Annotated in this window: 12 protein-coding genes and 13 pseudogenes; 9 read left to right on the top strand and 16 right to left on the bottom strand. The window is 57.7% G+C overall.

The window, feature by feature from the left end; translation table 11 throughout:
* Positions 1-29: 29 nt before the first annotated feature.
* The 3 genes and pseudogenes from X757_RS136675 to X757_RS0135215 form a co-directional block, all read right to left on the bottom strand.
* A pseudogene (locus X757_RS136675) lies at positions 30-1040 on the bottom strand (IS66 family transposase); the annotation flags it as partial.
* A gap of 66 nt (positions 1041-1106) precedes the next feature.
* Complete coding sequence (gene tnpB / locus X757_RS136680) at positions 1107-1454, bottom strand: IS66 family insertion sequence element accessory protein TnpB (RefSeq protein WP_023680052.1); 348 nt, start codon at positions 1452-1454, stop codon at positions 1107-1109.
* Positions 1451-1804: a transposase gene (locus tag X757_RS0135215; RefSeq protein WP_031239744.1), complete on the bottom strand. Its 354-nt coding sequence runs from the start codon at positions 1802-1804 to the stop codon at positions 1451-1453. The genes tnpB and X757_RS0135215 overlap by 4 nt, the downstream gene beginning before the upstream one ends.
* Before the next feature lie 434 nt (positions 1805-2238).
* Between X757_RS0135215 and X757_RS1000000168325 the strand changes: the two genes are divergently transcribed.
* From X757_RS1000000168325 to X757_RS1000000168320, 3 genes and pseudogenes are all read left to right on the top strand, one after another.
* On the top strand, positions 2239-2409 hold the full coding sequence (locus X757_RS1000000168325) for a hypothetical protein (RefSeq protein ID WP_198024437.1): 171 nt from the start codon (positions 2239-2241) through the stop codon (positions 2407-2409).
* Positions 2410-2445: 36 nt separating this feature from the next.
* Positions 2446-2752, top strand: a pseudogene (locus tag X757_RS136685) (IS110 family transposase); the annotation flags it as partial.
* Positions 2751-2873 (top strand): annotated as a pseudogene (locus X757_RS1000000168320) (ATP-binding protein); the annotation flags it as partial. The pseudogenes X757_RS136685 and X757_RS1000000168320, both read left to right, overlap by 2 nt.
* Before the next feature lie 113 nt (positions 2874-2986).
* Here X757_RS1000000168320 and X757_RS1000000168720 read toward each other — a convergent pair.
* The 8 genes and pseudogenes from X757_RS1000000168720 to X757_RS01210 all read right to left on the bottom strand — a co-directional run.
* Positions 2987-3298, bottom strand: a pseudogene (locus X757_RS1000000168720) (IS110 family transposase); the annotation flags it as partial.
* A gap of 97 nt (positions 3299-3395) precedes the next feature.
* Positions 3396-3545, bottom strand: coding sequence for a hypothetical protein (locus tag X757_RS1000000169225; protein WP_023727953.1), 150 nt, complete (start codon positions 3543-3545; stop codon positions 3396-3398).
* A 333-nt stretch (positions 3546-3878) separates the two neighbouring features.
* Entirely contained in the window at positions 3879-4967 is a 1089-nt protein-coding gene (locus X757_RS136690; protein WP_023727952.1) for a Gfo/Idh/MocA family protein, read from the bottom strand.
* Between the two features lie 12 nt (positions 4968-4979).
* A complete protein-coding gene (locus tag X757_RS136695) occupies positions 4980-6002 on the bottom strand; it encodes a D-isomer specific 2-hydroxyacid dehydrogenase family protein (protein ID WP_023727951.1) in 1023 nt (340 codons plus the stop codon).
* 732 nt (positions 6003-6734) lie between these two features.
* Positions 6735-6881 (bottom strand): hypothetical protein, encoded by a 147-nt coding sequence (locus X757_RS1000000168310; RefSeq protein ID WP_023727950.1) that lies wholly within the window; start codon positions 6879-6881, stop codon positions 6735-6737.
* Between the two features lie 101 nt (positions 6882-6982).
* A pseudogene (locus tag X757_RS1000000169865) lies at positions 6983-7108 on the bottom strand (dienelactone hydrolase-related enzyme); the annotation flags it as partial.
* Positions 7098-8326 (bottom strand): annotated as a pseudogene (locus X757_RS01000000165405) (RcgA family putative transporter); the annotation flags it as partial. The pseudogenes X757_RS1000000169865 and X757_RS01000000165405, both read right to left, overlap by 11 nt.
* A gap of 31 nt (positions 8327-8357) precedes the next feature.
* Positions 8358-8920 (bottom strand): annotated as a pseudogene (locus tag X757_RS01210) (IS6 family transposase); the annotation flags it as partial.
* Between the two features lie 239 nt (positions 8921-9159).
* Between X757_RS01210 and X757_RS1000000167350 the strand changes: the two are divergent.
* Positions 9160-9457: pseudogene (locus tag X757_RS1000000167350) on the top strand (transposase); the annotation flags it as partial.
* Between the two features lie 57 nt (positions 9458-9514).
* Here X757_RS1000000167350 and X757_RS136700 read toward each other — a convergent pair.
* Positions 9515-10231 carry an SDR family oxidoreductase gene (locus tag X757_RS136700; RefSeq protein ID WP_023727944.1) on the bottom strand — a complete coding sequence of 239 codons (717 nt, stop codon included), beginning with the start codon at positions 10229-10231 and terminating at the stop codon, positions 9515-9517.
* Positions 10231-11058, bottom strand: coding sequence for an SDR family NAD(P)-dependent oxidoreductase (locus tag X757_RS136705; RefSeq protein WP_084629739.1), 828 nt, complete (start codon positions 11056-11058; stop codon positions 10231-10233). The genes X757_RS136700 and X757_RS136705 overlap by 1 nt, the downstream gene beginning before the upstream one ends.
* A 564-nt stretch (positions 11059-11622) precedes the next feature.
* On the opposite strand from X757_RS136705, the pseudogene X757_RS01225 reads away from it, so the two are divergent.
* From X757_RS01225 to X757_RS136710, 4 genes and pseudogenes are all read left to right on the top strand, one after another.
* Positions 11623-12537, top strand: a pseudogene (locus X757_RS01225) (DDE-type integrase/transposase/recombinase).
* Positions 12534-12668: pseudogene (locus X757_RS1000000168300) on the top strand (IS110 family transposase); the annotation flags it as partial. The pseudogenes X757_RS01225 and X757_RS1000000168300, both read left to right, overlap by 4 nt.
* A 1550-nt stretch (positions 12669-14218) precedes the next feature.
* Complete coding sequence (locus tag X757_RS0135185; protein ID WP_031251694.1) at positions 14219-15214, top strand: succinylglutamate desuccinylase/aspartoacylase family protein; 996 nt, start codon at positions 14219-14221, stop codon at positions 15212-15214.
* Between the two features lie 361 nt (positions 15215-15575).
* Positions 15576-16511, top strand: a complete 936-nt coding sequence (locus X757_RS136710) for a nucleoside hydrolase (RefSeq protein ID WP_023727940.1) — start codon at positions 15576-15578, stop codon at positions 16509-16511.
* A 671-nt stretch (positions 16512-17182) separates the two neighbouring features.
* Here the strand turns inward: X757_RS136710 and X757_RS1000000167345 are convergent.
* Together X757_RS1000000167345 and X757_RS1000000167340 are read right to left on the bottom strand one after the other, a co-directional pair.
* A pseudogene (locus X757_RS1000000167345) lies at positions 17183-17311 on the bottom strand (transposase domain-containing protein); the annotation flags it as partial.
* Between the two features lie 106 nt (positions 17312-17417).
* Positions 17418-17659: pseudogene (locus X757_RS1000000167340) on the bottom strand (transposase); the annotation flags it as partial.
* An 820-nt stretch (positions 17660-18479) separates the two neighbouring features.
* Between X757_RS1000000167340 and X757_RS136720 the strand changes: the two are divergent.
* On the top strand, positions 18480-21104 hold the full coding sequence (locus tag X757_RS136720; RefSeq protein ID WP_023727935.1) for an HAD family hydrolase: 2625 nt from the start codon (positions 18480-18482) through the stop codon (positions 21102-21104).
* A gap of 278 nt (positions 21105-21382) precedes the next feature.
* Here X757_RS136720 and X757_RS1000000169860 read toward each other — a convergent pair.
* A pseudogene (locus X757_RS1000000169860) lies at positions 21383-21562 on the bottom strand (ISL3 family transposase); the annotation flags it as partial.
* Positions 21563-21857 lie beyond the last annotated feature (295 nt).

Here is a 21857-nt window from a genome sequence, read left to right as displayed (position 1 = left end):
CAGGGGGTCAAATCCCCACTTCGCTTGACATAACCACCAAAGGCATCGGCCTGCAGAATGCCGCTCCAGCCGGCGAGATGCGTCGCGGGATGTTCGCCTCGGCGATCGCGGGAATAGTAGAACACTGCCGCCGGCGGATCGGCGCCGCCGAACGGTCGGTCATCGCGCACATAGGTCCATAATCGGCCGGTATCGGTCTTGCCCTTGGCCAGGACCGGCACCGTCGTGTCGTCGCCGTGCAGACGCGAAGCGGCCAGCACATGGGCTTCGAGCTGCTTGAACAGCGGCATCAGCGCCGCGGCGCCGGCGCCGACCTGGTCGGCAAGCGTCGACAGGCTGAGCGGCACGCCTTCGCGGGCATAGCGTTCGGCCTGGCGGTTAAGCGGCTGATGCTGGCCGAACTTCTCGAACAGGATCATCGCCAGCAGGCCGGGACCGGCCCAGCCGCGCGGGGTGGCGTGGAAGGGCGCCGGAGCCTGGCTGATCGTCTCGCAGTCGCGGCAGGTGAACTTCTCCCGCACGTGCTGGATCACCTTCCATTGCCGCGGCACCACCTCCAGCGTCTCGGTGATATCCTCACCCAGCTTGCGCAGCCGATGACCGCCGCAGCAATGGCAAGCGGCCGGCGCCGGCTCGACCACGCGTTCGCGCGGCAGATGCTCGGGAAATGGCTGGCGCGCCGGTCGCTTGCGCATGTAAGGCGCCACCTCGGTGGTCCGGGCCGCGGCCTGTTCGGCGGCGATCTCGTCTTCCGTCGCGGTGCTCTCGAGTTCCTCGAAGGTGAGTTCCATCTGGTCGTGCAGGCGGGCTGAGCGTTCAGAACTCTGACCATGCAGCGCCCGCTGCAGCTTCCGGATCGTCAGATGCTGATGCGCGATCAGCGCCGCATCATCCGATGCCTTGGCCCTGGCGACCGCCAGTTCGGCCTCGACCAGCGCAGCGCGCGCGGCCTCGTCTTCGGCTCTGGCCAGCGCCGCGGTCAGCGCTGCTCTCAGCGCGCCAATATCGTCCGGAACAGCATCCTGGGCGGTGGCAACCATGCCCTGGAGTGAATCATAAAACGCGTCCGCTGACTCGCGGAAAATGGCGCAAACTCAAAGAAAAACTCAGCCCGCGCGCTGCGGGCGGAACGTGTGAAGCGGGTTGCGCCAATCGATCCCGTCGAGCATGTAGGCGAGCTGCGCCGGTGATATGGAAACCGTGCCGTCCGCCGGCGACGGCCATAGAAACCGGCCCTTCTCGAGCCGTTTTGCATACAGCGACATGCCGAGCCCATCATGCCAGATAATCTTGATCAGATTGCCGCTGCGGCCGCGGAAGACATAAATATCGCCGGCATGCGGGTCCCGGCCCAGCGTCTCCTGAACCTGCAGAGCGAGGCCTTGCATCCCGCGACGCATATCGGTCCGGCCGACCGCCAACCAGATCCGCACCTGGCTCGGAACCGGGATCATGAAACGCCCAGCGCCTTCACCATCGCTGCCGCCAGTGTTGGCGGCGTGGTCAGCGGAATCCGCAGCCGCACCTTGCCGGCGACCTCCAGCTCGATCACCGCTGGGGATGCCGCCGGCCGCGAAACGGCGACAGGCTCATCGGGAGCCACGACAACTTCGGCAAAGCCCGTCTCGCGGGCTCTCACCGTGCGGCGCCACTTATAGATCAGGCTGGTCGCGACATCGTACTGACGCGCTACCGCCGCCACTGTGGCCCCGGGCGCGAATGCCGCGGCCAGTATCCGGCACTGATCCTCTTCACGCCAACGACGACGACGCTCAGGCCCGGTCAATAACGTCACATGGCTCATGCTGTGCTGCTAACTTCGCTCGTAAGGGCGACCTTAAGAGCGCAGCCTCGCTACCGTGCCGTCCTCTCGCAAGGCGGCCTTCGCCGGAGGGTATCGATATCGCGCGCAAGTGTAGGTGCATCCGGGGCAAGATCGCCCCAGGGATACGGTGCCCATCCTCTCCCATCTCGCGAGCGTGGTGCCGACGCGCCGTTTCCTTGCGGGCAAGCGGGTGGCTAATGTTGGCCGTTGGTAGCGCTCGACCAACGAGGCGCTGCCTGCGCTCGCAGCCAATCTGGCGCTGCCACAGCCAACACCTCCACGGGATGGCGCATGCCTTTGGTGGTAAGACCTTATGTCCTTTCTGGTTGCCGGCTGTGAGGTGGTTCGCTCTACACTGGCAGTGTTGAAACGAGGGTTGCTCATCGAGCCTATCTCACGCCAGGAGGACCACCATGGAAGAATATAGCGAAGTTTTCGTAGGATTGGATGTTGCGAAGGATCGGCATGCTATTGCTCTCGCCGAGAGCGGGCGTACCGGCGAGGTTCGATATGTCGGAGAGATATCCTCCGATAGTGATGGTGTGGAACGGCCCTTCGAAGCGGCATCGAAGGTGCCACCGTGATGATGCCTATCGCCACGAAACAGAAGGAACCGTTCCATGGAAAAGATTACCACAATCGGTCTGGACTTGGCCAAGTCGGTCCTCGAGGCCCACGGCATTACAGAAGATGATCGCGTTGTTGTCCGGCGCGCGCTGCGGCGATCGCAGATGCTGGACTTCTTCGGGGGCCTTGAACCCTGCCTCGTCGGCATGGAGGCCTGTGCTAGCGCGCACCACTGGGTTCGGTCATACAGTGAGGATTATGCCGCCGGCTTATGTTAAAGCCTATCTGAAGCGCAATAAGGCCGACGCAGCCGATGCGGAGGCAATCTGCGAGGCGGTAACGCGTCCGACCATGCGCTTCCCTCGGCGACGCGATTCTGGATCTCCTCGTTCACAACGCTCACCGCCTTCAACTCACCGGAGAAAGCATGCGAAAACACAACGCTCGCGTCCACGCTCTTGACGCAGCTGCAAACACCTGAATCAATGAACAGGGACGGTCGAAGCGGCCGCTCATGATCGCGTGANAAACATGCTCACGATCAAGTGAAATGAGCGCTCACCATCGCGTGAAATGGCTGCTCACAATCAGCGAAATGCGCACCAAGGCGCGGCCGTCGTTGCGATCCGTTTTGTTCGGCATCGTTTTCATCGCCGCGTTGGCCTGCCGGGTCTCGATGCAGATCGCCGGCAATCCTTCGGCGCGAACGCCGTCACAAAGCCAGGCGTCAGCAAGCAGGCTTCGAGCCCGATGCGCTCCAGCGGCAGATCGATTTTCCGCAAGGTCTCATAAAGCGCCCTCGGCTCACTCGCCGCCCGACCCTTCCTTCACGATCCGGCCGCTCTCGTCGACAACACAGATCGCGGTCTCTTCCAAAGACACGTCAAGCCCGGCAAAATACTTCATGGCTGCTCCTCCTGATGTTTGTGGCGATCTACATCGACTACGTTCTCACATCTCGACAGCAGCAGCCGCCCTCAATTTGGCTCGGGCGAGACCCAGATCACCCCATCTGTTTGGCTCTGAGGATGGCTTCGTCGCCGTTGTGATAGGCGAAGGTGACTTCGATCGAGCCGTCGTCGAGCAATCCAGCGGAGGCATCGCCAGTGACCTTGTCCATGTCGTCGAAGCCGGCCCATGTGAAGAACACCATATTAGGCCATAGCTGAGATCGAGGCCGGCTTGCATGGCGTCAAAGGCGATCTCGCCGTGGTTGTCGGCGCCGATGACGGACGGTAGCGGGTAGCCGCGGTCCCAAAGATCGGCCTCGGGGATCCGCCAGTGGCCGATCGACCGACAGTTCGCCGGCGCACTCAGCGGATGATCGCGTCGCCCCCGCGCTTCAAGGTCCACATAGCTGAACAGCTCCCCCGACCGCGCGTCTCCACCGCGCACGATAAACTCCCACCTCTTGGTTGCCAGAGTGAATCACGAATCCGGGGCTGTTGCGAGACCTTTTCAACAGCCCGCTAGTCTAAGGAGGTGATCAAAACTGCGGAATATATACAGCGGCGCCGCCCTGAATTGCCGAGTCATGTGCGCAAATGCCAGGTGCGGTCCAATTCGCCGCAGCTACTTCATCAATTGACGGTCGCCGATTCTCGACAATACTCCGAACGAACTCGTGAACGAGGTGTGGGTAGGCTCCCCCGTTATAACCATCAGCAAACTGGATCAATTCGGCAGGCAGTAAGTGCGAGAAGCTGGGCAAACTTATGCGCGCGGCCTCGGACCGTCTGGCGCCAGGAAATTCCCCTAGTTTTGACAAGCGGAAGAGCACTGGCGCCTCTTCTTCGATCTGTTGCCACTCGAAAGTTGCGTCCTCTCCGTAAACCGTGAATGCTTCCGTATAGGCCCGCGCCGAATGAAAAAGTGCCCTTGAGACTTCCATAGCCAGCGGTTCATCGCCTTCCAGGGAGAAGATGGCAGTTTCTATTGGGAACGGATTCTCGTAAGACTTATGCAGCTCCTCCCGTAGATGGCCACTGCCAAAACAGTGCACTTTCACCGCACGTTTTTGCGTGAGAGCAAGCAAAGGCGCGACGGCGTGGGTCGCATACCACATGGGCGGCAAACCGGCCCAATAGGGCCGCCGGTTCTCCATATCTTGATAGTGGGCCCCGCGTAGGAACTGAACTCGTCCAAAAACACCTTGTCGAGCGAGTTCATTCACATGGAGAAATTCCCGCGAATAGATTTGGGTCTCCATCATCATATACTTCTTACCGGACTTGTGGACAGCCGCGATGATAGCCTGGATCTCGCTGATGGAGGTCGCCATCGGAACCGCGCAGGCGCAGTGTTTCCCTGCTCCAAGAACTTGAATCGTCTGACGGGCGTGGTCCGGGATGCCAGTCGAGAGATGAACCGCGTCTATTTCCGGATCACTCAGCACCTCGTCGAGATTGTTCGCAAGGCGAGTGATACCGAAACTTGCTTTCTGGTCCCTGAGACGCGATTGCCGCCGGTCGCACAGCGTAATGTTACCTACGTCCGAGTGCTGCCGATAGATGTCGACGAACTCGCTTCCAAAGCCGAGCCCTACGATCGCGATATTGAGCTTTTTCGATGCCATCGTCGTAACCCCTCAAACGTCAACTGGGCGGAACTGCCTGATGATGCTGTGAACAAACTCCTCATTGGCATGGATTGTGCGGCCAGCGTTGTGAGGAGTATGGACAACGTTGTCACGCCCCAGCAGTGGATCGTTGAGGGGCAACGGCTCGATGTCGAACACATCGGCCGCCAACGCCAACTCGTTGGCAAGAACGCGTCGGCGGATCGTTGGAACGTCACAGATTGTCGCCCTCGTCACGAGTACGACCAAGCAACCCTTTGGCAAAGTTTCGATCAATGGAGCGGTAACGAGACCCTTGGTGGAATCCGTCAGCGGAAGCATCGGTACAAAAATCTCAGCGTCTTGCACCAATTGAGACAGATGCCACTCACGACGAGCCCCAGCCCTATGGAAGCAAGGGTCTTGAGCGAAGGGATCCCAGGCTGCCACATCCGCGCCGAGCATATGGCAGAACGAAGCGAAGCGGCTTCCAATGTTGCCGACGCCGACGACACGAACGCGCTTCCCGGCAATTGTGCCGTTCGTGAAATTTGCATCGTCGCCGAATTGCGTCCCTCTTTTGCCGTGCCAGGGACCGCTGGCGGCCGGCTCATAGTCCCACGGGGACAGGTCGGTCAGGATCTGATGGTGAGTTTGCGGAATGCGACGCAGAGCCCCGAGTGTAAGTGCCAAGCCGAACTCAGACACTGACTGGCCCCAATAGCCTTCAGAAGTGGGCGCGTAGATTCTGATAGACCGCCTCTGCGCTTCTTCGACGACCTCCTTGCTTAGCTCGACCGCTCCGAGACCAATCTCTTCGAGTTGGGGGAAGGCTGCCAGGCCCTGCAAGTCAATTTCAGCGCCGAGCAGCGCGAGACGACGGGTGTCGGCCGACTGGACGCCCTGGAAGGATGTTGTGAGTTCGGTGCCGTCGCGACGCACAAATTCCACAGGGCCTGCCTCGCGCCAAAGGTCGCGCCAGTAATTCGCCGAGAAAGGCCAGCGGGCGTCGAAATAGGGATTGACGATGATCGCGCTTTTGATCTGGGTCACGGTATCCTCACTATGCCGAGTTCTGACATATCGACCTTCATTGCTGTCTTCTTTCCTAGAGATCAAATAAGATTAACCAGTGTGCCATTTAGCGGCTTTTGCCGCCGTACAACGAACATCAAGAGTCGTGCCAACTGCACAGGAAGCGACCCAGGAAAACTGTTCTGCATATTATTCAATGGCTTCACTGAAAGCGCGGCGGCACGCCAGCCAGACATCACCGTGTCGCGGAGTCGACAAACCCGACAGTAGGGGGTCAATGCAAGGTACGTCGGTAACTTAGGGACAGATTCGAATATACCTCTCCTGAGGGAGCTCTGCGTGCATGGAGGATATATTTCGGCCAAGCACTTTACCGAGAGAACCGGCCTGGTCAGGAACAGCATCTGGAACGCGCTGAGCAGCTTGCGGCAGTATGGTCTGGTGTAAGCGTCCGATATGCGGGAGGTTGCGATGCTCAAAGGCCGTCAGTTCGATCAATCAGTGATCCTGCTGTGCGTGCGCTGGTACCTGGCCTCACATGGGCTTTTTGGGGTCAAGGGTTAAATTCAGCAACGCATGAGCAGAACTCCAGGACTGTTTCGGCATCCACGGTCTGAGCCCGATTGCATGACCGGCCGTCTCCGAGCACGATCAACCTCACATGCGGTCGCCGTTCAGGACGGCTGCACCAATATCCCGCTTGCGGCGGGCAAGGGCTCAAGAGGATGAGACCATTCTACAAAACGGCATTCAGGCCATGCCGGGTATCGACGTCGAGACGGAGATCTCCTGCCAGGCAGCACCGCGTCCCTCGATTTCGATCAACACGCGGCAATCGAGATGCCGGTCGTTAAGACCGAGAACGGCATGATTGGTCGACTGCTTGATGACAGGCAAGATACCGATGCATGGACTGGGTTGCGCCGTCTGTTCCCGTCCGGATGTCAAGCCGAAAGGCTTCACGGGTCCAGTTCCAGGCCGTTCACGGCCAATGAGTAAGTGTCCCCGAATTTTGCGCCAGAGAGAAGCGTATCGGCGTCAAGGACGAAATCCGTTGGTTTCTTCCCTTCCTCTCCGCGAAGGGCCCGGCGTGAGTCCCAACGATCGAGCCAACTATGAAACACTCTGATTGTTTCCTAACTCGCTCGCTCGCTCGCCAGCGGCCTGGTCCTGGATCGAACAGGCCGTATAGTGCGACCAGAAGGGTCGAAAGGCCAAACGCGTCAATCAACAAGTAGCTGACAACAAGTAACGCCACGACCGCCGACATCTTTCACAAAGGCGCATGAAATCGACCTCCGACACCTAATCGGATGGAGCCATACAGAAATACAAAATAGGTCGAAATAACGATAAGAAGGCTGCTGTAATGCGTCGGCATACGATAGCGAACCCGGTGCTCACATCATTGCGACCTTGGAACAGCGAAGACATATCGCCGACCAACCACGTCACAATATTCTCACCACTGGATGCGAGATAAGAGCTTTGTACCTTCATCCATATGGCGACCAGAACCCCCAAAATAGTACACCGAAAAACCCCACGCATAACTGTGAGGCCGGCTTCATTGAGCTCTTGCTGATGATCAACATGCGGCAGCTTCTTCAATCCGTCTCCAATTCTCCAAAGATCATGAACAACCGTATAGAGCAAAATGAGACCTGCGAAGAAAAGATAAAACACCAGGCACATGTATAGGCAAGCGAGCCCCGTAAAAAGACTGTTTCTGGACAGATATGACCTCAGGACTCACAAGAGCTATTTTTTCCCAATCCATGGCATAGTTGCCACCGCCCTTCATCAACGGGATCAAGGACACGCCGATTCATTGAAAAAAACCCGTGAACAGCAAGCAAATCAAAAAAACCGACCAATATGTGTACGAGGAGGCCTCAACGTTGCGCAACCAAGCGTCGTCGCTTTCCACCTGATCGCCCTGCGCTGCGAGCTTTCTGCGCCCCTCACTTTTCCAGAAGACCAGCAATTCTATAACGAAGAAGAAAAACAGCGGTAAGAACACCATAAAGTCGAGTGTCCAATTTGCGGCCCAAAGGAATCCAACCTGCTTAACGAGCCCGTCCGCTCGCTCGTAGGTGACGTTGTGGATACCAATGATGTACGACAAAAAGCCGAGGGCGGTCATGCCGGCAAACACCGACGCCGGCACATTCAGGGGAGATCCGTGACTAAAAACGCCTCCGATTTCCTCGCCAAACTAAAACGCCGCCTCGGCCCCTTGGCGTCAGTATCCTGTTTTAGCTCTGCCGGAGACGCTGTGTCGTCATCGAAGGTCGCAGCCAGCGCTCTGTATCTGGGATCTCCTGTGCAACGCTGCTTCCAGGATGCTCGCGGCCATCACCGTTGACTTGAACCGAGCATGGACCGGACGCGGCGTTTGACGCGTTGGTGGTCCTGCTCGATGGGGTTGTTCAGATATTGGCTTTGGCGAATGCGGATGGTCTTGATCGGTCGCTGTGATCGATCCCGCAACCGGTTTTCAGCATCCAGGAAATGATCGCTTCCCGGTTTGTCTGACTGCCGTCGATGACGATGCGATCGGGTCGGCTATGGCGCTTGAGGGCTTTTCTGAGGAAGCGCTTTGCTGCGAGGAGGTCACGGTGCTCGCTGAAGAGGAACTCAACGGTATCACCGGCACTGTCAATGGCGCGGTAAAGGTACATCCACTGGCCGCGAACCTTGATGTAGGTCTCGTCGACATGCCACCTCGTCGTCACCGAACGCTTGCGCTTGTTGAAACGCTCCAGCAGTTTCGGCGCGAAGTGGACGACCCAGCGATGCACGGTGGAATGATCAACGCTCAGGCCGCGTTCGGCCATCATCTCTTCCAAATCGCGCAAGCTGAGATTGTAGGACACGTACCAGCGGACACACAGCAGGATTACCGACTGATCGAAATGGCGGCCCTTGAACATGGCAGGCTCCTTTAATCTTGAGGCGCCTTCTATGCCAAACCACGCTTACCGAAGCGTTTGCGACAGAGCCTCGGCGAGCGCCACGAAGCTCTTGCCGCCGAGCACGACATGGGTATCCTCGAAGCCGGAATAGGCGAGCCGGAAACGATAGAGGCGGTGGGTCAAGCGGCCGACCGGCGATGGTGACGCCGGCGGCGGCCATGCGAGCTCGAGGAAAAGTGAGGGCGCGATGCACGGCGATTTTGCTGTGGCGCAATGCCTGGCCCGAGTTCATCCCGTTCCTGGACTACGGCCTCGAGATCCGGCGGGTGGTCTGCTCGAACAACGCCATCGAGTGCCTCAACGCCCGCTACGGCCGGGCGGTCAAAGCCAGAGTTCACTTCCCGACCGAGCAGGCCGCGATGAAATGCCTCTACCTGGTCACCGGTCGACCTCAATGGCACCGGCAAGACACGATGGGTAGTGCGGTGGAAGCCCGCCCTGAATGCCTTCGCCGTTACCTTCGCCGACCGGATGCCAGCCGCCGGGAACCACTAACACGATGAAACGCCACTTAAACCGTTGATCTGAAAGATCTTCTGACAGTCGCCTGGATCAAGGCTGAACCATTGGGTGGATGGTGAGGCTGTCGATTCGGAGCATCGGTGGTTGGAGGCAGCACCAGATGACCGCGTCGGCGACTTGTTGTACTGACATCCTGCCGGCCTGGAGTCCGGGCTCGGGGTCGGGTGCGGTTGCGATCCATCCCGGTTGGATGACGACGACCCGGATTCCGTTCTCGCGATGTTCGAGTCCGGTGACCTCGGAAAGGGCAACAAGCGCTCTTTTTGTGGCGCAGTACACGCCGCCGTTGGCGACGGCGCGATAGGCGAGGTCGGAAGCGATATTGATGATCGTGCCCGACTTGCGCTCGATCATTGCGGGTAGCACGGCCTGGGTGAAGGCGAAGGGAGCGGCCAGTTCGACCATCGTCGAGTCGACGAAGGTCTGAACTCTCATCTCAAGGATGGGAGCGAAGGACTGCAGCGCCGCGTTGTTGATCAGGATCGTCGGCGGGCCGATTTCAGCGGTGACAGCCTTAACGACCTCCGTAGCGATGGTTGGGTCGCGGAGGTCGGCGGGAAACGCGGCCGCTTTGTGGCTGCCGTCCTGGAGCGCTGCGGTCGTTGCGTCAAGATCATCAGAGGGCCGGGCGACGAGGGCGATGTTCGCGCCCTGTGCCGCCAGCGCTCGTGCGATCGCAGCGCCGAGGCCGCGGCTTGCTCCGGTGACGAGTGCGATCTCACCGTCGAGTGGTGTGCCAGCGTCCATTACCCGAGCCCCATGCCGCCGTCGACGTGCAGCGTGCTGGCGGTGATGAAGGCGGCATCGTCGCTGGCGAGGAAAGCGACTGCGGCCGCGACCTCTGCCGGCCGACCGAGGCGCCTCATGATGTTGTAGCCCTCGTCGAGTTCCGCGTCTTCGAGTTGACGCTTCGTCGCTGCCGGATCCGAGGCGCTGGCGAAGTGCATTTCGGTCACCATCCCGCCAGGCGCGACCTCATTGACGCGGATGCGGTACTGCCACAACTCTGCTGCGAGCGAGCGGGTGAGTCCACCAATCCCCGCTTTAGTCGTGTCGTAGATAGTTTTTGAGGAACGGGGCCTGAAGCCAGCTTCCGACGAGACGTTGACGATCGCCGCGCCCCGGTCGCGCAGTAACGGCAGCAGCGCCTTTGTGAGCAGCAGCGGTGCGCGCAGGTTGACGGCGACCTGCAGCTCCCAGTCCTCATCGCTGATCTCCTCGAACCGCGCCGGGCGGACGATCCCTGCGTTGTTGACCAGCACATCGAGGCCATCGACAGCTGCGGCAGCTTGTTCTGCGAGTTGGGCGGCCGAGTCGGTGCGACCGAGGTCAGCTTCGAGGAAGACGTGGCCGCCGCCCGCCAACGCTGTCGCCAGCTGCTGTCCTTTGCTCGCGTCGATGTCAGCGACCAGCAGGCGGGCGCCTTCGTGAGCGAGCCGTTTCGCAATCTCCGCGCCCAGGCCCATCGCCGCGCCCGTCACAAGCGCCGTCTTGCCGTCAAACCGCCGCAGCGCCACGGAATCCGTCCGGCTTGTCGTCACGCGGCCTTTTCCATGAGGGTTCTTAATGTTCATTCCTGATCTCAATTCAAAAGATTAAAAAGGGGAGGACGTCAACGGACGAACCCTTTCCTGTCCCCACGATCGAAAAAGAAGCGGATCACGCTCTCCTTCGTAGCCTGACGCTATCAGTCATACTGAATTTTAAAGAACAAAGTGACTTAGTTTGACCTTATTGAATTCTCAGTAGCAGTTCTGTCACAAATTGCCCATATTCATGCACGATAAAAAGTATACAAACTGTACAATGCTTCTAAAGAGTTGATCAATGCTTCATCATCTTCGCAATCGTCTTGTGTGATCCCGCTAGATCGATAGGCATCAGTTGTTTTTGGTGGCGCGAATACCAGCCAATATGCGCCACGTGGCGTAGAGTTCGCCAATATAATTTCCCGGACAGTGCCATCGTGTTTTCAGATGGCTGGCCACGATACGCTTGGACAAAGCCATCATGTGCAGCCCGTGTGGGGACGACCGGACCGACGGTCCGGATTACGCATCCATTGCACCCTCTGAAGGGCAAGACGTTCAAGGCGATTAGGACGCTTCCGCCGACGACGCCAGCGAAGAGGATAGCCGATCTCATCCTCGGCATTGATCCGGCATGTATTTGCATCGAGGCTGGATTTGAGAAGGAGAATTGCAGGAATGATCAGAAGCAGCCCGATCACCCGGGATCTGGAAGGCCGCTCCCGCAGAACGGAAGAGGCGGTCATCGTCGCCTTCCGGCGCTACACGCTGCTGCCGCTGGACGATTGCCTCTATGCGCTTCAGCCCACGATCCCGCATCTGACGCGATCTTCATTGCCACCGCTGCCTGCAGCCATGGCATCGGCCGGCTTCCCGATGTCGAGGGGGACAAGCCAGCGAAGAAGAAGTTCAAGAGCTACCCGATCGCCTACTTCCACATCGACGTTGCCGGAGGTGCGGACCGAGCAGGGCAAGCTCTATATGTTCGTCGCCATCGACCGCACCTCGAAGTTCGCCTTCGTGGAGTTGCACGAGAAATCTACCACGGCCGTTTCCAAGGGTTACCCGCTGCGCCTGATTGCGGCCGTTCCTTACAAGATCCACACCGTGCTCACCGACAACGGCATCCAGTTCACCACGCCCGGTGCAGGCGGGTCGGCCGTACCTCTCATCAAGGAGGCTCTCGACATTGGCGAGACTGTCTGGGCCCATGCCCTCGAGCTCACCTGCGCCAAGAACGATATCGAGCACCGCACCACCAAGGTAAGGCATCCATGGACCAACCGCCAGGTCCAGAGAATGAACCGGACTATCAAGGACGCCACTGTCAAGCGCTACTACTACGAGAGGCACGATCAGCTCCGGCAGCACCTCACCGACTTCGTCGCCGCCTACAACTTCGCCCGTAGGCTCAAGACCCTCAAGGGGCTCACGCCCTACGAGTTCATCTGCAAAGCATGGGCTGACCAGCCCCAACAGTTCATCGTAAATCCGCTCCAGCTAATGCCGGTGCTAAACATCTAGGTAAGCTGCGGCAAAGGCGGCATCCCAATGTCGCGGCTGTCGCGCTCGCCAACAAGAATGCGAGGATCGTGTGGGCCATGCTCTTGGGCAGCACATTCTACGAGCCGGCACCGTCGGTGAAAGCAGCTTGAGGCGAAGCGGCAAACGAACGAATAACAGAAGGAGGTCTCACGCCCGGCAATTGCAACAAAATGGTAGGAGATGGTGAGACGTCATTCCGGGTGGACCGGGTTGGCTTCGGCCAATGTCTACGGGCCGATGAGGTGGAAGCACGCGGAAATCCATCAGGGCTCGCGGCGAAGACGTTGTTCAGCCGCATCAGGAAGCCGGATATACGTCAGCAGTTGTGACCAATGATCCTGATACAGCCGACCTGTTGCAATCGGGCGGCGTCAGTACGCTGCCTCGTCCGCAAGCTCGGACGCCGGGTGTACGATTGAGATTTTGCTATGAGGCTGGACCCACCGGATACGGTCTGAAGCGGGAGTGCCGACTTCGCCTATATGGTGGAGGTTGCGGGATTCACGGACGGTGCGAATAAGTTCATAGAGTCGGAATCGCGATCGATGCCATGATTTGCCCGTGCTCCGTCCTTCCGCTCGTTCATTTTGCGCGGGCTTTCGATTGTCCAGATTCTCCCACAGGTAAGAGGGTGTGCTTGTAGCCCGGCCGAATGCGATTGAATCGTGCTGTCCATGTTGCAGCTGCCGAACCCGCCGCGCCCACAGTCACTACATGCGCCGGTTGACCGATCTTGCCTTGTGCAGAGCGGATTATCGAAACAGCTTCAAGCTGAGGATTTCGGTGCGCCGATCCACAATGCCCCGCGACGGATTTTCACCGAGACGAGACGCTTCGACCGAAAGCTTGACGCACGGTTCGGTTCGGCGAACACCTGGCGATCGGCTTCGGGCGGGTACCGAACCGGACCGCACCTATCGGACAACGGTTTCGCGCGTAACGGCGATTGCCACACGACCACGGCGGCTGCGCGGACCCCACCATCGGTCCGCGGCACGGATCGGATGGGGGGGCCGGCGGCCGCGAGCAAGATGATCACACCGGCAACCACAGCCGCCGCAGGGGAAGGGGAAGGGGAAGGGGAAGGGGAAGGGGAAGGGGAAGGGCTCTTCCGCGCATGAGCCGCGGCATGAGCCGCGCCCTCGCTCCTTGCGAAGTTCGCAAGCCAGATGCCGCTCATATGCCGACGCATACCGCCAGTATCAGCGCCGCCGGCGCAAGCACCGATTGCCGTGAGCCGCGACTGCTCGGCTGGTCATCGACTATGCGTCGATGCCCGTCGATCAACAGGCCGAGCCTCAGCGCGCGCTTCTCGTGGCGCGGTACGCCTTCACGACTAACCTGCCCAGCTTGATCTTCGCGCGCATATCCTTTTGCGAGGTACCCGGAGCCGACTCCGGCTGGGATCTGCCCGGCCGTTCCGAAGGAGCGGCATCGAAGTACGCAGTAATACATCGCCAGGCGTGACGTCCCTGTCGCAGCGCCCTTGAACATCGAGCAGCGGGTAGTTCCACCAAGGCAGGCGGCGGCCATCTAAGAGCGCGATGGCACCGCTCGGAACATTATATTGGCGAATTGAAGACAGCTCGGCGCATACTCATACAACGGAGAAACGCAAACTTGGCGCCTGGTCACCTGAATTCTCGCAATAGGATGAACAATGAGCGAATCACCTCATCTTACGTTTGATCTCGACACAGCTGGCGTAAGCACGGGGCACCTTGTTGTCCCCAAAGGCGCGGACTGCGAAGCTCTTTCGCTCCCAGTCTTCAACTGCAATAGAGGGGAGGGACCGAGCCTACTTATCACTGGCGGAAATCATGGCAATGAACTGCAAGGGCCCATTGTTGCTCGGCGGCTTGTTGAATGGCTACCTGAAGCGCAGAAGTGCGGAAGAATTATCATCGTACCTGAGATCAATCCACTTGCCGTGCAAGCTTGCACCCGCAATACGCCAATTGATGGAAAGAATCTCAACCGAGTGTTTCCGGGCCGCCCTAATGGCTCGGTGAGCGAACGGATCGCAGATGCGATTTCAAGCCTATTGTTGCCGATAGTGGACAACATACTTGATCTGCACAGTTTCGGACCAAAATGGGATTGTGCACCGTCGATCATCACGCATCCTATTGCTGATGTCGATCTGATGACGAAGACGCTCCGCATTTCAGAGGCGTTCAAATTGCCGGTGACGTTGCTCTGGGAGCACAACGACACGGCTGGAATGTTCGACACTTGGGTACATAGCCTAGGCAAGATATTCATATGCACTGAATTTGGCGGCGGCGAGGCGCACGCCGAAGCTCTCACAATCTACGAAGCTGGGGTGCGCAATGGCCTCATTGCACTAGGGCTGGTCGAGGGCAAGACCGAGTATCCAATGTTTCGTCAGCAGAAGTCCGGCCGAACACTCGAAACAAATCCCTCCGACCAGTTGAAATCTCCTGCACCGGGCATCTTCGAACCGCGCTGTTCGGTGATGGATGAAGTGAAGCAGGGAGATCTCATAGGCATCCTGCATCCGATGGATTCGCTGTCCGCCGGTTCCATCGATATTCGCGCGCCAACGACGTCCGTCGTCTTTGCCATCCGATCAGCAGGGTGTGTCCAAGGCAACGAAGAAGTGGCGATGCTCGCGCGACCCTTAGCACCCTGAGGATCGGATGTTCGTCGACCGCCCGGGAGAGCAAGAGGAAAAATGATGACATGCCGGGCGGTGTCATGCGCAGCAGACATCACTTAGGAATGATGTGCCTTCGCCGTCAACGTTCTCTCTAGACTAGCACAGCAGAGCGTCGACGGTGTTCGCAAGCGGACGCGCTTGGCGAAACAGTGAAAGGGTTTTCGTTGGGACAGGCACCGGCTATCTCAAAACGCGATAGCACTGTCCGGAACATTATCTTGGCGGACCCAATGCCTAGAGGCGACTTGCGAGTATGCCGAACGAAGCTGCATCCCGCCGCCACGCCGGTCCCACAGAGGGTCGCGACCAGAACCGCAGATAAGGAATAGCACGCATGACGAGCCTTAGTTACGCTGAGCGCCTACGGATGCTGGAACCCCCCTCAGGACGGGTACGGTGCGTTCTCGATACCGACACCTACAATGAAATCGACGATCAGTTCGCCATCGTGCAAATGTTGCTGTCATCTGACCGTCTGGAACTGCAGGCAATTTATGCGGCACCGTTTTTTCTCGCACCCTTTTTTCCCAGCGACCGCTCGGAAAGCCCTGGCCATGGAATGGAATTGAGCCACGAGGAGATTTTTCGGGTGCTGGAACGTATGCAAATTCGGCCTGAGGGGTTGGTATTCAAAGGCGTTACGGACTACGTTGGTCCGCAGAAGACGGTTCGTGAAGCACCTGCCGTCGATGACTTGATCAGGCGGGCGCGAGCAAGTTCGCCGGAAGATCCGCTCTACGTTGTGGCAATCGCAGCGATCAGCAACGTCGCGTCTGCCCTTATCAAGGCACCAGACATCAGCGATAAAATCGTTGTTGTGTGGCTGGCTGGTAATGCTTTGGAATGGCCAGACACCAACGAATTCAATCTGTGCCAGGATGTAGGCGGATCTCAGGTCCTCCTTGATAGCGGTGTTCCGCTCGTGCTCCTTCCTTGCCTGGGCGTTGTTTCCCATCTTTTGAGTACCGTCCCGGAGGTCGAGCGGCATGTAGAACCGTATGGAGATATTGGCCGCTTCCTCGCCCAGAGGTTTAAGGAGTTGTCCGACGATCACGTCGGCTGGTCGAAGCAACTTTGGGACATGGCGCCTGTTGCTTGGCTGCTCAATCCCGATTGGTGCGAGAGTGTCATTGCCCCGACCCCGATTGTAACGGCACAGCTCACTTGGAGTGTCGATCGCGGACGGCATCCCATGCGCTATGTCTACCGCATCCATCGCGATCCAATTCTCAAAGATTTCTTCTCAAAGCTGAAAGAGAAGCACAGCTAGCGGAGGTTTCCCGACGGGTGGTGACCCTTGGTTCAAGGAAGCGCCTGAATACTTGAGGGGAATCGCATCTCTGATCCTCGAGGAGGCTCCCACCTTTGAGGATTCGGCGAGGGACCAAGCGGCACAGTGGTCCCTCGCCCCCGACATCATCTGAAGTGTAGCGCAAAATCAGCTGCACATTAATCCGCGATAGGAGGCGCTCTATCAGGCTGTTGAAGAAGGATCACGTTTGGCCTTGAGGATAGCCTCGTCGCCGTTGTGATAGGCGAAGGTGATTTCGATCGAGCCGTCGTCGAGCAATTCAGCGGAGCCGTCGCTGGTGACTTCGTCCATCTCATCGAAGCCGGCCCATGTGAAGAAGACCATTGAGGGGCTGTACCCGAGATCAGTCCGGCTTGCAGGGCGCCAAGGCGATCTCACCGTGGTTGTCGGCCCCAATGGTGATCGTAGCGGGTCCGCCGAGGTCGAGATAGCCGTACGCATCCGGTGAAGACCGCAGACGTGCGCATCCGGCAGCCAGGAGAACCTGAGCACCGGAGTGCTGGGGNAGATGACGCCGTCCTCGGGCTCGAGACCGAGGGTCAGGTCCTGGATGAGCGCTTCGCTGACGCCGAGGTCCCTGTCGACACGATCGACGGTGTAGACGTGATGCACCTTATTGCGCTGCATGATCAGGCCGCCGCTGGTTGGGTCCGCAATTTTGCGGATCTCCAATTCCACGGCAGCAAATCATCGATCCGATGGGCCGGATAGGCGGGCAGTCGGGCGAGGACGTCGGCGAGCCAGGCCTGCGGGTCGAGTCAACAGCCGCTCCGAGCGGATCGAATNGCAAATCATCGATCCGATGGGCCGGATAGGCGGGCAGTCGGGCGAGGACGTCGGCGAGCCAGGCCTGCGGGTCGATGTCAACAGCCGCTCCGAGCGGATCGAATAGAACGCCTGCAAAAGCATCGCCCGCACCAGCTTCTCCGGCGGGGTCGACGGCCGCCCGATCGGCGAGTACAGCGCCGCATACTCCCGCTCCAACGCCGAAAGCGCCTCATTCACAATCGCCCGAATACGCGCAACGGATGATCGCGCCGCACCCGAGCCTCGAGGTCCACGTAGCTGAACAGTTCGCCCGTCTGTCCGTCACCACCCGGTACGATTCACTCCCACCTCTTCCTGGTCTGAGTGACTCACGAACCTGACACTCTCGAGACCCCCCAATCACTCCATCTGTTGAAAAACTGTTTTGTTCACGGAACGTATCAGAATCAGACCGAGCACAAACCAGATTCAAAACGGGTATCTCCGATCCTTTTTCCACCGCCTGCTAGGTCTGCGCCTCCGGAATGCGATTGATGCCTGTCCTGCATCTTGTCGAGGACGCCTTTGTGTTCCGAGCGCTTCAGACGCTTGTATTTGTCGGGAGTGAAATCTGCCGCGCGCTCTTCCTATTCCAGCGCATGTGCAGCGTCAGGCACAGCCATTCCGGACCGACCCATTCGATGGCCTCAGCGAGCGTGTAGTTCATTTCGGCCAGCCAGTCAGGCCGGTTTTTAGCACCAGCGCAGCACCCAGCATCTCGCCGGCAGACATACTCCAAACCCGCCGTGCTTGGCATCCTGAGTCCTTGGTAATGATGTGCCGTGGCGGACGACCACATCATCAGGTGATTTTTACATAGACTTAACGCACGCAACTCGCCGCTGCGATTTGCCGGGGTGCCACGGCGGTCGAACCGTCGAACCGCCCCCCCGACTCTGTCATGTTTGTCGGATTCGGCACAAAAGGCCTATTTAGCCATTCTCTTGTGTCGCTTTAGCCTAAACCACTGAAAAGCAACCAAAAAAATCTTCTTTCACTCGTTCAGCCGGCTGGCATGATTTTTGAAACATTCATTGATGTGTTAAGCGCCGCCAGTGCTTGCACATCAAGTGAGAAGTTCTCCTCATAAAGGTTACGTTCGCGCGAAGGACACAATATATGCAGCATATACTGGAGCGTTTAACCGCCAAGATAAGGCAAACCGATGGTGATCAACATTCTTCCGACAAGTTCCGTCTGGAAAATCTGTTAGATCATGAGCTATTTGGCGAGATCTTGCCGCGCATTCCCGGAGACGATCTCTATCGGTTTACCGGTCACCCTGATGCGATGGTAGACGGGGGTAGTCTGACAGGAAAGACCACCGAACGGCGCAAACCCGAGGATCGCCTGCTCCCAAGCAGCATGCGTGATACTCACTATAGGACGAACATAAAAGTTCACGACATCCCCACGATTCTAGACGACTTTGGGGATTCCGTAAAGGTACTCTCGCTTGACTGTTTCGATACGTTGCTATGGCGCAAGACATCGACACCTAGAGACGTTTTTGCCGTGCTCGCCGATAATCCCGTCGCGCGAAGGTTAGGGATAGCTCCTCACCAACGCGTTAGCGCTGCTGCGCGTGCCTATCGGGTGAAGCCATTAGAGAACGGATCGGGGGAGATCGATCTCGGTGATATTTATCGGTTTTTTACATCGCTTTCTCGAGAGGAGCGGGAGCTATTGGCCGAGGCGGAAATCCGAACCGAAATGGATGTTTGCTTTGCATTCTCACCGTACGTAGAACTGATCAGGCTGGCGCACGCCCGTGGTATCAAAGTTATCATCGTGAGCGATACGTATTTGCGCGAATACGAGTTAAGGCGTCTCTTGGCTCGGCATTTGCCTGAGGACGTTATGCAGTCAATTAGCAAGATTTACTGCTCTGTCGATTACGAGACGTCGAAGAGCGATGCCCTTTTTCAGTTTGTAATCAAGGAGTGTGGCGTGCCTGCAGCGCAACTACTCCACATCGGAGATAATGATGTAGCCGATGCCCAAGCGCCGCGGAAATTGGGCGTACGTGCGCTGCATTTCCTGCCGTTTGATCATGAGGTCACAGACTTCTTGCGCCTACAGCACGCGGCATCGTCGTTGATTGTACTCGATCAGGCCGCGCCGGAAGCAGTTATTCTGCCATGCTATAGTCCGTTTCGACCAATATTCGCTGTAGCAAACCTGCAGACGTACGCGCCTGAGACGGTGATCGGGTACATGTCGTTTGGCCCTGTGCTATACGCCTATGCCCGTTTTCTTATTGATGAGGTGGAGGCACTACAACAGCAGGGCAAGCGAGTAAAAGTCTTCTTTCTGTTGCGTGACGCCTATCTTCTTTCAGCTGCGTGTGAGGCCTATGCGCGCAAGCCCGTTGGCAAACCGGTACGAATCCGCAAATTTCTTGCTATTGCAGCCTCTTTCAAAACCCGCGCCGATGTCGATTATTACATCAGCGGGATTGAACACGAAGTTGACGATTTTCATGCCACTGCAAAACAGCTTTTGATTCCGCCTGAAGTGACTGAATTATTAGTACGGATCGCTCATCAATCTGCCGATCCACAAACGGCATTCCATCAGTTGCTGCACGACGATGATGTGCTCGAGTTGATATTCAAGAAGTCCTTTGATTTGCGTGCCCGCTTAGCGAGATATATATCAAAGGAACTGAACGTAGAGGAAGGTGATACCATTATTTTCGCGGACATAGCCTACTACGGCAGAACGCAGGAATATTTGAGTCGGACGTTTAGCGAAGAGTTGAAAGTCGAAATAATTGGACGCTATTTGGTGGCCTCAGACGAGCCGTACCGCCCGCCGAACGGAAAAGCACTTATTACCACGTCTTGTTGGGATTACGATTTATTTGAGCAATGTTGCATCCTCAAAGAAGGAATGGTTGTAGACTATGATTTGGAAGGCGAGCCAGTTCTCGATGGGATAAAACTTAGCGAGAGGCAGTACGAGATGGTTGCCAAAGTTCAAGATGAATGCTTGCGATTCATCAATGATGCGAGATCGTTTTTTACGAAGTCCGGTGTGACGCACGAGTTTTCTATTTTGCAGCGCGCCGCCCACGCAGCTCTGTTTCGTCATGGCTACATGCCTATCGAAGCGGAGTTGGAATATTTCGAGGGCTTCCAGAACGACAAGTTTATGGGGCCAGATGGCACGAAAACCCTCTTTCATCTAGACGGGGCTTGGAAGAATGTGAGGTGCCTGCCCTCACCTTATCGGCTGGGTGCATTTGAAACGCGCAGTTTGGGGCTTGACTTCGTATTCAGCGGTCTAGTGCAAAGAAGATTTCAACTTGACCTAAGACCAGAAGATATGAATGTGCGGTCTTCACCTCTGAAAGTCTCGGTAGGGAGCATACGAGAGTACAAGGTATCCTCGCTTAGAGCGCACCCTCTCCATGACGGATATTTCTCCATTATGCTGCCATATGAAAGTGGCACCAGTGTGAAAATGCTTCTGGGCGAGCACTACGTTTGGTTGCAGATCGAAGGTATACAACTTTTGAATAACGCAAGAAGGGTGTGTAGTGATGTGTCGAGCTCTCTCGATCTGGAAGAAATCAACCGGGACGGAGAGATTTACCAGTGCTTGTCACAGGCAAGTGCCGCGACAATACGTCCCGTTGATTTTCGACAGTTAAAAACGCCTCACTACTATCATGTGATCTTTCGCCCGTTGGTTTTGAGGGCATCTGATCAGCCGCGGAAGCCAGGCGCTTCGCAATAAAGGAGGAAAGATGGTGCCGCCGGGCGCAGCGGTGATTCGGCTCCGAAGGGATTCGGAGGATCGCGAATGAAGCCTTGTCGGCGCTGATTGAGGGATTGAGGCCGGGGCTTCAATGAAAGTATCGACGCATCAGGCGCCTGCTCTGATCCCCTGACACTGGATCGTTCTTGGGTAGAGTTTTCCGCGTGTGCTTCCCGGCTGGAGAAGGAGCGGAACGATGAAGGCATTGAAGTTTTCGGAGGCGCAGAAGAAACGCCTTCTCCAGCAAGCCTTATGATCACGGCGTTGTTGGTCTCCTCGCGCCGCAGGTAGCCCTCATATTGCAGCTCTCGGCACAAGTGAGCAGGTCCGGATCGACCTTGGTGGCGCCGATCGTGGCACGGATCGAACGCATCGATTTCCGGACGGCATCCAAGGAAGGCAGAACTTGCGTTCTCCATGAGATGCCAGCGACCGGCGAAGCGGCGGCGGATTGTGACACTGTTGCCGGACCGGGAGATTGCGACCGTCCAGGCATGGCTCACCGATCATCAGGAGATCGGAATAATCGCACATGACCGCGGCGGCGGCTATGGCGATGCGGCGGCGAAGGCGTTGCCACGCGCGCCATCCGGTGCGGCAATATCAGGTTGCTGGTTGAGGGCTCTCCGAATTGAGCGGTTGACGCGGCGGCATGCTTTCGATTCAAGAATCTGATGAATCGACCCGGCGAACCGACTGTTGAAGCGTTGATAGATCGGAAGAGCACACGTC

It is taken from the genome of Mesorhizobium sp. LSHC412B00 (assembly GCF_000503035.1).
In the GTDB taxonomy this organism is placed as follows: Bacteria; Pseudomonadota; Alphaproteobacteria; order Rhizobiales; family Rhizobiaceae; genus Mesorhizobium.
Note: the sequence above shows the minus strand (reverse complement) of the source record. Positions and strands in the feature narration are given on the sequence as shown.

What these genes read in the sequence shown, in the direction of transcription:
- X757_RS136700 (WP_023727944.1), bottom strand. Translation starts at nt 10,231, where the DNA reads ATGGACGCTGGCACACCACTCGACGGTGAGATCGCACTCGTCACCGGA.
- X757_RS1000000169225 (WP_023727953.1), bottom strand. Translation starts at nt 3,545, where the DNA reads ATGGTGTTCTTCACATGGGCCGGCTTCGACGACATGGACAAGGTCACT.
- X757_RS136720 (WP_023727935.1), top strand. Translation starts at nt 18,480, where the DNA reads ATGCAGCATATACTGGAGCGTTTAACCGCCAAGATAAGGCAAACCGAT.
- X757_RS0135215 (WP_031239744.1), bottom strand. Translation starts at nt 1,804, where the DNA reads ATGAGCCATGTGACGTTATTGACCGGGCCTGAGCGTCGTCGTCGTTGG.
- X757_RS0135185 (WP_031251694.1), top strand. Translation starts at nt 14,219, where the DNA reads ATGAGCGAATCACCTCATCTTACGTTTGATCTCGACACAGCTGGCGTA.
- X757_RS1000000168325 (WP_198024437.1), top strand. Translation starts at nt 2,239, where the DNA reads ATGGAAGAATATAGCGAAGTTTTCGTAGGATTGGATGTTGCGAAGGAT.
- tnpB (WP_023680052.1), bottom strand. Translation starts at nt 1,454, where the DNA reads ATGATCCCGGTTCCGAGCCAGGTGCGGATCTGGTTGGCGGTCGGCCGG.
- X757_RS136705 (WP_084629739.1), bottom strand. Translation starts at nt 11,058, where the DNA reads ATGAACATTAAGAACCCTCATGGAAAAGGCCGCGTGACGACAAGCCGG.
- X757_RS136710 (WP_023727940.1), top strand. Translation starts at nt 15,576, where the DNA reads ATGACGAGCCTTAGTTACGCTGAGCGCCTACGGATGCTGGAACCCCCC.
- X757_RS136690 (WP_023727952.1), bottom strand. Translation starts at nt 4,967, where the DNA reads ATGGCATCGAAAAAGCTCAATATCGCGATCGTAGGGCTCGGCTTTGGA.